Origin of the sequence: Nocardia pneumoniae NBRC 100136 (assembly GCF_000308755.1) — a bacterium.
In the GTDB taxonomy this organism is placed as follows: Bacteria; Actinomycetota; Actinomycetes; order Mycobacteriales; family Mycobacteriaceae; genus Nocardia; species Nocardia pneumoniae.
In genome coordinates this window covers 207,477-221,643 of record NZ_BAGF01000017.1, presented here as the reverse complement: position 1 = coordinate 221,643, position 14,167 = coordinate 207,477, and the positions used below count along the sequence as shown (strand labels likewise).

The 14,167-nt window shown below is 70.2% G+C and carries 15 protein-coding genes; 6 read left to right on the top strand and 9 right to left on the bottom strand.

Annotation, left to right across the window (positions count from 1 at the left end):
• Positions 1-28 precede the first annotated feature (28 nt).
• Complete coding sequence (locus ON34_RS38280) at positions 29-355, top strand: hypothetical protein (protein WP_040774629.1); 327 nt, start codon at positions 29-31, stop codon at positions 353-355.
• Positions 352-1,509, top strand: coding sequence for a homoserine O-acetyltransferase MetX (gene metX, locus ON34_RS04590; RefSeq protein WP_040774730.1), 1,158 nt, complete (start codon positions 352-354; stop codon positions 1,507-1,509). Before ON34_RS38280 ends, metX begins: the two co-directional genes overlap by 4 nt.
• Positions 1,510-1,544: 35 nt before the next feature.
• Here the strand turns inward: metX and ON34_RS04585 are convergent, their stop codons facing one another.
• Complete coding sequence (locus tag ON34_RS04585) at positions 1,545-1,781, bottom strand: DUF3017 domain-containing protein (protein ID WP_083889149.1); 237 nt, start codon at positions 1,779-1,781, stop codon at positions 1,545-1,547.
• Between the two features lie 266 nt (positions 1,782-2,047).
• Between ON34_RS04585 and ON34_RS04580 the strand changes: the two genes are divergently transcribed.
• On the top strand, positions 2,048-2,512 hold the full coding sequence (locus ON34_RS04580) for a tRNA (cytidine(34)-2'-O)-methyltransferase (protein WP_040774628.1): 465 nt from the start codon (positions 2,048-2,050) through the stop codon (positions 2,510-2,512).
• A gap of 19 nt (positions 2,513-2,531) precedes the next feature.
• Here ON34_RS04580 and ON34_RS04575 read toward each other — a convergent pair whose 3' ends face one another.
• The 4 genes from ON34_RS04575 to ON34_RS04560 are packed head-to-tail and all read right to left on the bottom strand — an operon-like array spanning position 2,532 to position 7,612.
• The gene (locus ON34_RS04575; protein WP_040774726.1) at positions 2,532-2,762 is read right to left on the bottom strand and encodes a DUF167 domain-containing protein; all 231 of its coding nucleotides are present in this window, start codon (positions 2,760-2,762) and stop codon (positions 2,532-2,534) included.
• Positions 2,719-3,717, bottom strand: a complete 999-nt coding sequence (locus tag ON34_RS04570; RefSeq protein ID WP_051022145.1) for a DUF4349 domain-containing protein — start codon at positions 3,715-3,717, stop codon at positions 2,719-2,721. The genes ON34_RS04575 and ON34_RS04570 overlap by 44 nt, the downstream gene beginning before the upstream one ends.
• 30 nt (positions 3,718-3,747) lie before the next feature.
• Positions 3,748-7,101: an error-prone DNA polymerase gene (locus tag ON34_RS04565; protein WP_040774627.1), complete on the bottom strand. Its 3,354-nt coding sequence runs from the start codon at positions 7,099-7,101 to the stop codon at positions 3,748-3,750.
• A gap of 55 nt (positions 7,102-7,156) precedes the next feature.
• Positions 7,157-7,612, bottom strand: a complete 456-nt coding sequence (locus ON34_RS04560) for a hypothetical protein (RefSeq protein ID WP_040774625.1) — start codon at positions 7,610-7,612, stop codon at positions 7,157-7,159.
• Positions 7,613-7,812: 200 nt separating this feature from the next.
• On the opposite strand from ON34_RS04560, the gene ON34_RS04555 reads away from it, so the two are divergent.
• Positions 7,813-8,784, top strand: coding sequence for an SDR family NAD(P)-dependent oxidoreductase (locus tag ON34_RS04555; protein WP_040774623.1), 972 nt, complete (start codon positions 7,813-7,815; stop codon positions 8,782-8,784).
• 40 nt (positions 8,785-8,824) lie between these two features.
• On the opposite strand, the gene ON34_RS04550 is transcribed toward ON34_RS04555, so the two are convergent.
• The 3 genes from ON34_RS04550 to ON34_RS04545 are packed head-to-tail and all read right to left on the bottom strand — an operon-like array spanning position 8,825 to position 10,702.
• A complete protein-coding gene (locus tag ON34_RS04550) occupies positions 8,825-9,730 on the bottom strand; it encodes a ferredoxin family protein (RefSeq protein ID WP_040774621.1) in 906 nt (301 codons plus the stop codon).
• A complete protein-coding gene (locus tag ON34_RS35780) occupies positions 9,727-9,891 on the bottom strand; it encodes a hypothetical protein (protein ID WP_157172172.1) in 165 nt (54 codons plus the stop codon). Before ON34_RS35780 ends, ON34_RS04550 begins: the two co-directional genes overlap by 4 nt.
• Positions 9,892-9,946: 55 nt before the next feature.
• On the bottom strand, positions 9,947-10,702 hold the full coding sequence (locus ON34_RS04545; protein WP_051022144.1) for an alpha/beta fold hydrolase: 756 nt from the start codon (positions 10,700-10,702) through the stop codon (positions 9,947-9,949).
• A gap of 155 nt (positions 10,703-10,857) precedes the next feature.
• Here ON34_RS04545 and ON34_RS04540 point away from each other — a divergent pair, with 155 nt between their 5' ends.
• Entirely contained in the window at positions 10,858-11,556 is a 699-nt protein-coding gene (locus ON34_RS04540) for a class I SAM-dependent DNA methyltransferase (RefSeq protein WP_040774619.1), read from the top strand.
• A 72-nt stretch (positions 11,557-11,628) separates the two neighbouring features.
• The gene (locus ON34_RS04535; RefSeq protein WP_040774617.1) at positions 11,629-12,501 is read left to right on the top strand and encodes an LLM class F420-dependent oxidoreductase; all 873 of its coding nucleotides are present in this window, start codon (positions 11,629-11,631) and stop codon (positions 12,499-12,501) included.
• Between the two features lie 5 nt (positions 12,502-12,506).
• Here ON34_RS04535 and ON34_RS04530 read toward each other — a convergent pair whose 3' ends face one another.
• On the bottom strand, positions 12,507-14,117 hold the full coding sequence (locus ON34_RS04530) for a DNA polymerase Y family protein (RefSeq protein ID WP_051022143.1): 1,611 nt from the start codon (positions 14,115-14,117) through the stop codon (positions 12,507-12,509).
• Between the last annotated feature and the right edge of the window lie 50 nt (positions 14,118-14,167).

Below are 14,167 nucleotides of genomic sequence, written 5' to 3'. Positions count from 1 at the left end.
CCGGCGAACACCTCTTTTGGAGCAAACCATGAGTGAATCGACCGCGTCCGTGGCCGAGACCACACCGGCGGAGTGGTCCTCGGTGACCGCCCAGGTCCACGGGGGCTTCGAGAGCGGCACCGGCGCACCGATGACCGCGGGCCCGTCCTCCGCGCCCTGGTCCCTGAGCGGGACGAAGTCGGTGCGCAGGACGTTCGCCGCCGGATCGGACCGGTACGCCCGCGTGGCTACCATCGGCGATGTGCGTTCTCTCGTGATTCATCCCGCGTCGATGACGCATCCCCTCCGCCTCGCGGCGGGCGCCGAGCACATGCGCGCCGATCTGTGCGCCCGTTTCGCGGCGGCTGCGACGTGACCGTGGGTACCGAATCGAGCGCCCGCCCGTCCACCGCCACCCTGCCGTCCCCGGACGGCGAGCTCGGCATCATCCCCATCGGGGACGTCCAGTTGGAGAGTGGCGCGGTCATTCCGGACGTGCGCCTCGCGGTGCAGCGCTGGGGTGAGCTCTCCCCGCAACTGGACAATGTCGTGCTGGTCGAACACGCGCTCACCGGCGACTCGCACGTCGTCGGCAGGCCGGACGCCCTCCATCCGCTGCCCGGCTGGTGGGACGGCATGGTCGGGCCTGGCGCGCCGCTGGATACCGACGAATGGTGTGTGATCGCGACCAACGTGCTCGGGGGCTGTAAGGGCAGCACCGGGCCGTCCAGCTCGGCTCCGGACGGAAAGCCTTGGGGCGCCCGGTTTCCGGAGATCTCGATCCGTGATCAGGTGACCGCGGAAGCGGCGCTGTTCGACCTGCTCGGCATCGACCGGCTCGCCGCCGTCGTCGGCGGGTCGATGGGCGGCATGCGTGTGCTGGAGTGGATGGTGGGCGCGCCCGAGCGGGTCGCCGCCGCATTGGTGCTCGCCGTCGGCGCACGCGCCACCGCCGACCAGATCGGCACCCAGACCACGCAGATCGCGGCGATCAAGGCCGACCCCGACTGGCAGGGCGGCGACTACCACGACACCGGCCGCGCCCCGATGACGGGCATGGCCATCGCCCGGCGGATCGCGCACCTGACCTACCGCACCGAGTTCGAGCTCGACCACCGGTTCGAGAACAAGCCGCAGGGCGATGAGGACCCGTGGCACGGCGGCCGCTACGCGGTGCAGAGCTACCTGGACCATCAAGCCGAGAAGCTGTGCAAACGCTTCGATCCGGCCACCTACGTGCTGCTGACCGAGGCGATGAACCGCCACGACGTCGGCCGCGGCCGCGGCGGCGTCGAGGCCGCGCTCGCCGCGACGCCGGTGCCGTGCGTGGTCGGCGGCGTCGACTCCGACCGACTGTATCCGCTGCGGACCCAGCAGGAGCTCGCCGATCTGCTGCCGGGCTGCGACGGGCTGGAGGTCGTGCACTCCCGCGACGGGCACGACGGGTTCCTCACCGAGGCGCCGGCGGTGTCGAAGCTGCTGACCGAGACCATGCGGCTCGCCCGCGCGGGTATCCGACCAGAACGCTGAACAAGCCTCTGCCGCAGCGGGTTTCGCGCTGACCGCTAGCCGAGATTGATGGTGGCCGCGAGGAACACGATGCTCGAGCCGAGCAGTGCCAGCGCGCCCACGTCGAAAGGCTTGCCGCGCACCGCGAGCAGACCCACCCGCTCGGTCGGCAGGCACAGCCGGAACGCCGCGGCCAGCAACGTCGCCCCACCGAAGAAGAAAGCCCCGCGCCGCCACCGATCGGACGCGACGAAGACCACCGCCACCGCGATCACCAGCGTGACGACCACCATCGGCAGATGGCAGCGCAAGAACTCCGCACCCACACTGCGGCGCCCGGCCCGCACCTGCGCGGAAGGCGTATCGGCATCGGTCACGCCCCGATTCTTGCAGACGACAGTGCGTAGCCCTACGCGATGGTGGCGTCACTCCCCCTAGATGCCATGACGGACGTCGTCACCGTCGACGTGCTCGGTAAGCCGAGCACGGGCAGTTTCGGCTGAGCCAGCGCCGGTAGACCCGGCGACCCAGCGGCGGGGGCGCCTGATTGACTGGGGCGGTGTTCCATCTGATGTTCCACGAGCCGTGCATTCCGCCGAATACCGGCAACGCGATCCGGTTGGCCGCGGGGACCGGGTGTCATCTGCATCTGATCGAGCCGTTGGGGTTCGATTTGTCCGAGCCGAAGTTGCGCAGGGCCGGGTTGGACTACCACGATCTGGCGTCGGTGACGGTGCACGCGAATCTGGCGGCGGCGTGGGAGGCGCTGCGCCCGGAGCGGGTCTACGCGTTCACCACGCACGCCACCACCCGGTTCACCGACGTGGCGTACCGCGAGAACGACGTGTTGCTGTTCGGAACCGAACCGACCGGGCTGCCGGAGGCGGTGCTGTCGGATCCGCACATCACCGACCGGCTGCGTATCCCGATGCTGCCCGGCCGCCGCTCGATGAACCTCTCCAACGCGGCGGCGGTCACGGTGTACGAAGCCTGGCGTCAACTCGGGTTTCCCGGCGGGGTCTAGGGGCGGCACGCCGACTCGGTCAGTTGTCGATCTCGAACCGTTTGAAGCGGGAGGTCGCGCCCGCCGCGAGACGGACGGCGGACTTGGGCACGCCGTAGTGCTCGGCGAGGAGTTCGATGGCCGCTTTGTTGGCTTTGCCCTCGACGGCGGGGGCCCGCACGTACAGGTGCAGGCTGCCGTCGTCGAGGGTTTCCACCAGCGGACCCTTACGGCTGTTCGGCTTGATCGTCGCCCGTACTACTGTCGGCACCCTTGCCTCCCGCGCTGGTTTCCACGCCTGGCGCGGCAGCGGCGCCGGTCGAGGGCTCCTCGGGAGCCGGTGCCGATTCTTCCCCACTCGGCGCGGCCTTCCCGCGCCGCACCAGTCGCACGACCGCCCACAGCACGGCGGCCAGCACCGCGAGGAAGCCGAGCCACGGAATCGCCTTGCCGCTGAACACGACCGCGTCCTGCAACCAGTCCACCAGCGACTTCCAGCCGGAGACGATGCCGTCCCAGAAGCTGTCGGCGTCGTCGTCGGACTTCTTCTCGTCGGTGGTGATGTCGATGGTCAGCGTGGACAACGCGACCTGGTCGTCCAAGCGCCGTTTCTGCGCGGTGAGACTGTCCAGCTCACCCTGGCGGCCCGACAGCGCCTGCTCGGCGGCGATCAGGTCGGACGTGGTGGTCGCGCCCGCGATGAGCGCGCGCAGCCGGTCGACCGAAGCCTGCAACGCCTTGATCCTGGCGTCCAGGTCCTCCCACTGCATGGTGACGTCGTCACGGTTGGTGCTGACCCGAGTGACCCGGCCGACGCCGCCGAGTCCGGCGATGAACGCGTCGGTCTTGTCGGCGGGCAGCCGGACGACGAGCGTGGCGCTCGGCTCGGAGTCGTCGGTGCCGGGCTGTTCGGTGCGGCTGTCGACCCGCCCGCCCGCCTCGCGCACCCGATCGGTGATCGCGCCCGCCGCGGCGATCGGTGCGTCGGCGGTGATCTCGACACTCCCGGTGACGACTTCTTTGCGCGCGGTCAGCGGTTCGCCGCCGGAGTTCTCCCGCTTCGGCGGCGCCTGCTCCCGGAACCCGGGAGGCACGATCGCGGGGGCGGGACCGGTGGCGATCGATGACGATCGGTCCAGGCCGGGTGCCGCTTCGTCGTCGTCGCCGCAGCCGACGAGCAAAGTCAACCCCAGCACGCCGACGCACAGCACAGCAAGCTTCCTCATGCCTGGCACAGTAGCCGTTTGCGCTAGCGCTCAACGGAAGTCGCGCGACTTGGATCCCATCCGCAGATCCAGGTGTTGCAGGTGTTCGGCGACGACGCTCACCGCGCCCTCGGCATTCTGCACCCGGCCACGGATGAGCAGGGCCGTCGCGCCCTGGGCGAGGCGGCGGTAACGGCTCCACAGGCCTACCGAGCAGACCACGTTCACCATGCCGGTCTCGTCCTCCAGGTTGAGGAACGTGACGCCCTCCGCGGTGGCTGGACGCTGCCGGTGCGTCACCGCGCCGCCCACCAGAACGCGCGAGCCGTCGGGCACGTCGAGCAGACCGGAAGCCGGGATCACACCGAGGGCGTCCAGCCGCGGGCGCAGGAACCGGGTCGGATAGCTGCTCGGGGACACGCCCGTGGCCCACACGTCGGCGGCGGCCATTTCCAGATCGCTCATCCCGGGCAGGGCGGGCGCGGTGGTGGCCGCGCCGGTTCCGGGCAGACGGTCCGGACGCTCGCCCGCGGCGGCGCCCGCCGCCCACAACGCTTCGCGACGGGTGACGCCGAGACTGCCGAGCGCCCCCGCGGTGGCGAGCGATTCCGCTTGGGCGACAGTGAGTTCCACCCGCCCGGCCAGATCGAGGAAAGAAGTGTAAGGTCGCTCGCCCCTGGCGGCGACGATGCGTTCGGCGAGGTCGTCGCCGATCTGGCGGACCGCCGCCAGACCGAGACGCACCTCGGTGCCCTCCGCCTCGAGCGTGGGTTCGGCGCGGCTGGCGTTGACGTCGGGACCGTGCACCGCGACGCCGTGCCTGCGCGCGTCGGCGACCAGCGACTGCGGGGAGTAGAAGCCCATCGGCTGGGCGCGCAGCAAGCCCGCCAGGAACGCGGCGGGATGGTGCAGTTTGAACCAGGCCGAATAGAACACGATCGAGGCGAAGCTCTGCGAATGACTTTCCGGGAACCCGAAATTCGCGAAAGCGTAGAGCTTCTCGTAGATCCGGTCGGCGACCTCGCCGGTGATGCCGTGCCGCTCGCGCATGCCCCGGTAGAGCCGTTCCCTGAGCCGCTCCATCCGTTCCGGGGAGCGTTTGGACCCCATGGCGCGGCGCAGCTGATCGGCCTCGACGGCGGTGAATCCGGCGACGTCGACGGCCACCTGCATGAGCTGCTCCTGGAACAGCGGCACCCCGAGCGTGCGTTCCAGCGCATTCTTCAGTGCCGGATGGTCGTAGACGACGTCTTCCGCCCCGTTGCGCCTGCGGATATAGGGATGCACCGAACCGCCCTGGATGGGACCGGGACGGATCAGTGCCACCTCGACCACGAGGTCATAGAAGCTGCGAGGTCTCAGCCGGGGCAGCGTGGCCATCTGCGCCCGCGACTCGACCTGGAAGACGCCCACCGAATCCGCGCGCGAGAGCATCTCGTAGACCGCGGGCTCGGCCAGATCGAGTTCGTGCAACTGGACGGTCTCGCCTTTGTGCTCGCGCACCAGGTCGATCATGTAGTGCAGCGCGGAGAGCATGCCGAGGCCGAGCAGGTCGAACTTCACCAGGTCGATGGCGGCGCAATCGTCCTTGTCCCACTGCAGGACGCTGCGGCCGGGCATGCGCGCCCACTCCACCGGGCAGACGTCGGCGATCGGCCGGTCGCAGATCACCATGCCGCCGGAATGGATGCCGAGATGCCGCGGCAACCCCTCGATGTCGTCGGCCAGCTCGAGCACTTCGGCGGGGATGTCGGTGTTCGTCTCCGCGCCGACGCCGGTCCAGCGGCTCACCTGCTTGCTCCACGCGTCCTGCTGGCCCGGCGAGAACCCCAGCGCCCGTGCGGCGTCGCGCACCGCGGACTTGCCGCGATAGGTGATCACGTTGGCCACCTGCGCGGCGTACTCGCGGCCGTACTTGCGGTAGACGTGCTGGATTGCCTCTTCGCGGCGATCGGATTCGATGTCGACGTCGATATCCGGCGGGCCGTCGCGCTCCGGGGAGAGAAAACGCTCGAACAGCAGCTGATTGCGCACTGGGTCGACATTGGTGATGCCGATCGCGTAGCAGACCGCGGAGTTGGCCGCCGAACCGCGGCCCTGGCAGAGGATGCCGTTGTCCTTGCAGAAGCTGACGATGTCGTGCACCACCAGGAAGTAGCCGGGGAACCGCAAGGCGTTGATCACCGCGAGTTCATGCTCGATCTGCCGGTACGCCTGTGGGCTCTGCTCCGGAGTCCCATAACGCTCCGCCGCGCCGGTCATGGTGAGTTCGCGCAGCCAGGACTGCTCGTCGTGGCCGGCGGGCACGTCGAACGGCGGCAGTTTCGGGGCGATCAGCTTCAGGTCGAAAGCGCATTCCCTGGCCAACGCCGCCGCGTTCGCCACCGCCTGCGGACAGTCGGCGAACAATCGCGCCATCTCCGCCCCGGACCGCAGATGCGCGCCGCCCGCGGGGGCCAGCCAGCCCGCGATCTCGTCCAGGCTCTGCCTGGCTCGGATCGCCGCGAGCGCCATGGCGCGGCGGCGCTGGCTCGGCGCGGCGAAATGCGCGCCCGTGGTGGCGAGCACGGGCAGGTCCAGACGCTCGGCGAGGGCGATAAGGCGGGCGTTGCGCTCGTCGTCCTCGGGGACGCCGTGGTGGGTGAGTTCCACGCTCACCCGATCGGCGCCGAAGCGGTCGGTCAGCTCGCGCAATGCGGCCTCCGCGTGCTCGAGACGCGTGTTGCCCATGCGCAAGTCGAGTTCCAGAGCCTGGCGGAGGTGTCCCTTTCGGCAGCCGGTGAGGATGTGCCAGTGCCCATCCGACGCGGCGGTGAGCGTGTCCAAGTCGTAGCGCAGGATGCCCTTCTCCCCCGCGGCCAGGTGCGCGGCGGCGATCTCCCGGGAGAGCCTGCGGTAACCCTCCTGGCCACGGGCCAGGACCAGCAGGTGCGGCCCGGCCGGGTCCGGCGCACCCGTGCGCGGCGCCGAATCGGGGGCGGCGGCGTGCCCGCGTTCGGCGCCGGGGACGCGCGCGTCGGCTGGCACACCGAGCGACAGTTCGGCACCGAAGACCGTGGGCATACCCCATTCCTTGGCGGCCTCGGCGAAGCGGACGGTGCCGTAGAAGCCGTCGTGGTCGGTGAGCGCGATCGCCTCCAAGCCGAGCCGCACCGCCTCCTCCACCAGCTCCTCCGGATGACTCGCCCCGTCCAGGAAGCTGTAGGCCGAATGCGCGTGCAGCTCCGCGTACGGCACCGACGGTGCGCCGTCGCGCCGCACCGGCTCGGGCCGGTACTCCGCGCGTTTGCGCGACCACGCCGGGCTGTCGCCGCCGTCGCCCGGGTACACCGCGTCCGGACTCGGCCGTCCGGACAGCACCCGCTCCATCTCCGCCCAGCTCGGCGGACCGTTGCCCCACCCCACGACACCACCTCCTTTTCTCGAACATACATTCGAAGAATGAAGATGTACAGCCTGGTCAGGGACTTGCGAGACGTGCGACGGAACCGGCGGCCAAAGCGTCCTCGATCCGACGCAGACGCCCACGGATGAGCGCGCCGTAGGCGTCGGAGGCGAGGACGTCGAGATGCCCGCGGGCGATGGCCAGCTGCATCCTCGCCACGTCGAACTCGCCGACTCGGCGATGACTGTCGGCCAGATTCAGATACAGCGAAGGAAGGAAGCCGCGCAGGCCTTCGTCGAGCGGCACGCCCGGCGCGAACACCGCGGCCAGCGCGCGCTGATCCCAGCGCAGCGCCTCGGCGGCCTCCTCGTGGAGGTCGGCGAGATGATGGGCGATCACGCAGCGGTGCAACGCCTCCGCGTGTTCACCGAGTTCGTTCCAGAGCTTTTCCAACGCCTGCCGCCCCGCCGCCGGGTCCACGCCCCCGAGCCGCACCGCGGCGAACACCTCCGCCATCCGATCGTCCGACATGCGCCGAGTATCGCACATATGTTCGAACGTTTCGAGCGTTGTTCGAACCGTTTCGCACACCCGAATCCCCCGTGACCGAACGGCCGATCGACCTGCCGCGCGGCGCGAGTAGACGATGCGAAACGTGACCGCGATCACTTGGCAGGGAACTTACTTCAGAGTAAGTTCAACCCCATCACGACCCTGCAAAGGAGCAGTGCATGACCGACGCAGAGACCGCCGACCTGCGCGGACAGGTCCGCCACCGGCGCCGCAATCGCGATCTCACCGGACGGCATGTCCTCATCACCGGCGCGTCGTCCGGAATCGGACGGGCGGCGGCCCTGGCCGTCGCGGACAAGGGCGCGACGGTGCTGTTGCTCGCGCGCCGCGGCGACGAACTCGCCGCCGTGGTCGACGAGATCCGAGCCGTCGGCGGCTCGGCCTACGGATATCCCTGCGATGTGACCGATGCCGACTCCGTGGACCAGGTGGTCGAAACCGTGCTGGACGAGCACGGCCACGTCGACATGCTGGTGAACAACGCCGGACGCTCCATCCGCCGCGCCATCCACCGCTCCACCGACCGGCTGCACGACTTCGAACGCACCATGGCGGTCAACTACTTCGGCGCGCTGCGGTTGACGCTGGCGCTGCTGCCGCAGATGCGGGAACGCAAGTTCGGGCACATCGTCAATATCAGCAGCGCGGGCGTGCAGGTGGCCACGCCGCGGTTCTCGGCGTATCTGGCCAGCAAGGCGGCGCTGGACAAGTTCACCGAGGTGGCCGCGATCGAGACGATGGCCGACGGCGTCACGTTCACCACCATCCACATGCCGCTGGTACGCACGCCGATGATCGCTCCGAGCGGCGACCAGGGTCCGGCCGAGTCTCCGGAGTGGGCGGCCGCCACCATCGTGCGCGCGCTGACCGAACGCCCCAAGCGCATCGACGTGCCGCTGGGCACCATCGCCGAGTACGGCGCCCTGCTCACCCCGAAGCTCCGCGACCGCATCCTGCATCGCTACTACCGCGCCCTGCCCGATTCTCCCGCCGCCAAGGGCGAGCAGACCGAACCCGAGCAGCAGCAGGCGGAACCCGCCCCTGCGCCGCGGCCCCGGTCAGCCGCACGCCGCGTCACCGGCACCGCCTTGCGGCGCGCTGCCCGCTGGGTACCCGGCACGTATTGGTGACATGGCGCCGCGGGGAACGATCGCGCCGCCACGGTGAAGGTCAGGGGGTAAGCGGTTGGATGTCGTCCGCGATCAGCGCCGTCACCGCTTTCGGGGCGGCGTTGCAGCTGGCCTGCCGGGGAGCAAGAGCCCGAGTGCGGACGGTGACGCGCCAGCGACGGCCGTCGCGATGGGTGACGACCGCGGCACCCGCGACAGTGGCTTCGGCCGAGCCCGGCTCGGGCTCGACGGTGAGATCGTCCACGCGAGCGGAAACGCGTTCGCGCACGGCGATTTCGGCGACCTGCTCGACCGGCCGATAGCAGCTGCGGCCGCGCAGGCCGGTCATCGAGACCGCGCCACGACGGGCCGCCTCCACCACCTCCGCGGCCCCCTCGGCGTCGAGGCGACCATAGGTCAGGCCATGGGGTAGGAGCACCAACGCAGGCGCGAACCGGTGCCCGCCGGTATGCGAACACTCCCACGCCTGGCCCGGATATCGCTTGGCCAGGTCCGCGGCGATGGGGCGGCCGAGGAGCGCGCAGCACTGGTCGCGCTTGCCGTGGGCGCACACCAGGACGACCGGACCGCGCACGGGCACACCCATTCCCGGCGCCGGACCGTTCAGCAGCTGGAGGTCGAGGTCGAGCAGCTGGGTCAGGTCGGTGATCTCGAGCCGCTCGCACCATGGCTCCGCTCGGTGCGAGCCAGCCAGCAGAACCGTTCGGGTGCCGCTGAATTCCCTGCGTCCGGGGCGCCGGATCAGCGTCGGCCGGACGTGCGCCGCCGCGGTGCGAGCCGCCAGCTCCGCGGTGATCTCCGGCCCGAGCACTTCGTCGCCGAGCACGTCCCGGCCCCACGGGCCCGGGTGCTCCACACACAGCCAACCGGTGACGTGGGTCGCGGTACCCGGCAACGGAACATCGACCGCCGCGGCCGAGCAGGCCATGCCCTCGAAGTCGCTCATCGGCATCCGGCGCGGCCCGCGAACATCTGGCGTGGCGCGAGGTCGAGGGACGTTACGCCCGTCGTTTCCGACGCGAATCCGCGGCTGAGCAGCGAGCCGACGCTCAGCCGGGCACGGAAGGGCTGTTCACCGGAGAACAGCGGACGGTCGTACGCGAACATTCCCTCACTCTAGGATCCGGACGCCGCGCACCCCCGGGTAGGGCACGGAGAACGCTCAGCCCGCCAGGAACGGCCGGACGGCCGCCGCGAACTCCCGGTAACGATCCCGGTGGATGCTGTGGCCGCAGGTGAACGTGGTCACCGTGCAGTCCGGGATGCTGGTCCGCAGAACCTCCAGCTTCGCCGGATCGACCATGCCGCCGGGACCGCCGCACAGCACCAGCGTTGGCGCGGTGATGTCGGAGAGCCGGTCCCACCACTCCGGGTTGGGCTTGCGGAACTGTTCCAGCGCGGTCTTCGTCATCGACCGGTCGAACGCGAGCACCGCGCGCGGGTGCCGGACCAGACTGGAGGTGGCGTGCCACAACTCGGGCACGGTGGGAAAGCGCCGGGTCAGGCGCAGTTCCTCGGCGCCGGACTGCAACGGAAGCGGGCATTCCTCGATGACCAGCCTGCGCGCCAGCTCCGGCCGCTCCTGCGCGACGCACGACACCGCGTAGCCGCCGAGCGAATGCCCGACCAAATCCACCGCGGGCAGCGCCAATTCGTCGCAGAGCCGCAGCAGATCGGCGCCGAAGTCGTCGAACCGGTAGGAATCGGTATGCGAGCTACGGCCGTGTCCACGGAGATCGGGGATGATCACGCGCCGCCCGGATTGCACCAGAAGCCGCGCGAACCGGTCCCAGGTGTGTCCGTCACCGCCCATGCCGTGCACCAGCAGCACGGGAATGTCGCTCACCGCGCCGATGCCCGAATCCCGATAGGCGATCCGCACGTCTCCGAATGCCACTTGGCCTACCGTCAGATCCACGACCAACGAGAATACTGGCCGTCATGCGGCGGCCCGCCCGGTGTCGCGTGGATCACTCGAAGTGACCACAGTGCAGCGCTGACCGGGGGACCGCCTGTTCGAAGCGGCGCGCAAATGCCTGGCGCGGCGGGCGAACTCGGGGGAATACTCGCCGCATGCCCTCCTTCGCCGATTTCGACCGCCGTAACTATCGCACCGTCGACGTGACCACCGGCTACGACGGATGGGCCCCGACCTACGAGCAAACGGTGCTCGACGAGATGGATCTCGCCCTATTGGGCCGACTGCGACTGGATTTCAGCGGCGTGCGGCGCGCGGCCGACCTGGGTTGCGGCTCCGGGCGAACCGGAAGCTGGCTGCGGGAACGTGGGATCACGCATATCGACGGAGTCGATGTGAGCCAGGGAATGCTGACATTGGCCGCCGAACGCGGAGCGCACACCACGCTGACCCGAGCGGACGTGCGGGCCACCGGACTACCGGATGGCGCCTACGACCTGGTGATCGCCTCGTTGGTCGACGAGCACCTGCCGGAATTGGCGCCGTTCTACGCCGAAGCCCGACGGCTCGCCGCACCTGGCGCCCGATTCGTATCGGTCAGCTACCACCCGCAATTCATCATGGTGACCGGAATGCCGACCCACTACACCGGCGTCTCCGGTGAGCCGGTCGCGATCGACACGCACCTGCACCTGATCAGCGAGCACCTATCCGCGGGTCTGGCCGCGGGTTGGGTCCTGAGCGAGGTCGCCGAAGCGCTGGTCGACGACGCGTGGCTGGCCCGCAAGCCGAAATGGGCGCATCTGCGCGGACATCCGTTCACGATGGCGACGGTCTGGTCGCGCCCGAAGTGAGCTTGACCTGGAGCGCACTCCAGCACTTAGTGTTCGCTGGCACAGGGTTGTCCAGTACAAGGGAATCGCTTCATGGAGCTCGGTTTTCATCTACCCGTGTTCGACATCGACGGCGGGACCACCGCCATCGCCGGTGAGCTGGCCAGGGTAGGCGCGGCGGCGGAGGAGTCCGGCGCCACCTGGTTGTCGTTCATGGACCACTACTTCCAAATTCCACCGACCGGCCTGCCGGCCGAGGCCAACATGCTGGAGGGCTACACCACGCTCGGCTACATGGCCGCGCATACCTCCCGCATAAACCTCGGCCTGCTCGTCACCGGCGTGACCTACCGGCACCCCGGCCTGCTCGCCAAGATCGTCACCACACTCGACGTCCTCTCGGGCGGCCGGGCGGTGCTCGGCATCGGCGCCGCGTGGTTCGAACGGGAGCACCGCGGACTCGGCGTGCCGTTCCCGCCGGTCGCCGAGCGGTTCGAGCGGCTGGAGGAGACGCTGCGCATCTGCCGCCAGATGTGGGACCCGCACGACAACGGAGCGTTCGACGGCAGGTACTACCAGCTGGCCGAGACGCTCTGCTCGCCGCAGCCGATCAATCGGCCCAAGGTACTCATCGGCGGTGGCGGGGAGCGCAAGACGCTGCGGCTGGTGGCGCAGTATGCCGATGCCTGCAACCTCTTCGGTTCACCCGCGGAGGTCGAGCACAAGCTCGACGTATTGCGACGGCATTGCGACGACGTGGGCCGGGACTACGACCAGATCCGTAAGACGATTCTCGCGAACGACCCGCGGCCGAGCCCGGACACCCGCGACGAGTTCGTCCGGCGGATGGCGGACTACGCGAAGCTCGGCGTGCACACCGTGATCGTCATGCCGACCACCGGCTCGCCGGCCGCTTGGATCGACGGCATGGCACCGGCTGTCCGGCAGCTCGCGGAGCTCGGCTAGCACGCTCAGTCGTAAAGTCCTTCCACGCGCCAGGTTTCGGCGTGGTAGACCAGCAGGAGCACGCGGCTGTCCGCCGGGGCGCCGTCGAGTTGGACCTGGGCGCGGGCGGTGCATCCGGCGTCGTCGGAATCCGGCGCCCACCACCGTTCGTCCACCGGCCACGGCCCCGCCCAGCCGGTCAGCCGCCACTGTTTACTGCCCCAGCGCAGCAGTGCGGGGTCGGCGTCGAACATGGCGCGGTCGGTGACCTTGACGAGAGCGCCGTCGGCGGCCTCCAATCGCACCGGCGGACGATTCAGCAGGATCACGGCGGGGGCGGGCTCGGGCAGTCGACCCGGCCAGGGCTGTGCGGGGTCGGTCGCGGGGAGGAGTTCGTCACCCAGCGCGACCATGGTGATGCGCTCGGCGGGTCCGCGTCCGCCGCTGAGCACGCCCACCCGCACCGCTTCCCCGCCGAGCAGGCCCTGCACCCGCACCAGCGCGCGGCGGGCGCGCTCGTCCTCCTCGCCGACCCCGCCCCACAGCCCGAGTTGCAGCGCGCCCGCCGCGACCACCTCGACGGGTTCCAGCCGCAACACGATGATCGGCGCGGTGGGCCGCGCGCCGTCGCGCCGGGTGAGCCAACCGTCCAGCTGCCAGCGCACCCGGTCCGCCGTGCCCTCCGGTGTCAACGGCTCGGCGCACCGCCAGATCCGCGAAAGCCGCTCTCCCGCCTCGGTTTCGGCGAACACCGAGAGCCTGGTGCAGGCCAGCCCGGCGTCCGCGAGCGCGGTGTGCAGCCGGGTGGCGAGCAGACGACCGGCGAAAGCGGCGGCGTCGACCCGCTCGATCGGCGGGTCGCAGCGGTACTCCACCACCAGATCCGGTGGTGGCCGCCGCGCGGACGGTGGACGCTCGGGTTCGGCCCTGGCACAGCGATGCGCGAGCACGGCGTCGGCGCCGAACCGGGAGGCGACGTCCGAGGCGGAGAGCGCGGCGAAGTCACCGATTCGCCGTAAACCCAAGCGGTGCAACAGGTCGACCAGGTCGGCGCGCTCGGGTGCGGCCAGGCTCGGCTCGATCGCGAGCTCGCCCACCGGCAGCGGCGCGAGGAACCGCGCGCCCGCGCCCGCGGGCACGATCGCGGCACGGCGGGCGGCGATCACCGCCGTTGACAGCTCATCGGCGATCCCGACCTGCGCCTCCGGCCCGGCCACGGCCACCGCGTCGACCAGACGCTCGGCCGCGGTCTCCTCGGAGCCGAAGAACCGTGCCGCGCCGCGTGCGGCGAGCACGAGCAATCCGGGTCGCAGCACCTCCACGCCGGGCATCGTCGCGGCCACCGCGGCGACCACCGGCTCGAACAATCGCGCGTCCCGATCCGGATCATCCTGCGCGAGAAAGAGCTCGGGACACCGCGCCTGCGCCTCCCTGCGCCGCAGCCCGCGGCGCACCCCCTCGGTTCGCGCGATCGCCGAACACGCCACCACCCGGTTGGCGAACAGCACCGCCACCGGCCGCGTCGCCGGAAGTCCCGCCATCGCCGCCGCGGCGACCGCGGGCCAATCCGGACACCACAGGGCGAGCACCCGCTTCGACCCCCGCCGAGTCACGGTGCGGCACCGCCTTCGTCCCATGGAGCACTGTGGGTGGGCGCCGCGGCGGCATCTCCCCACGACTTCCGACG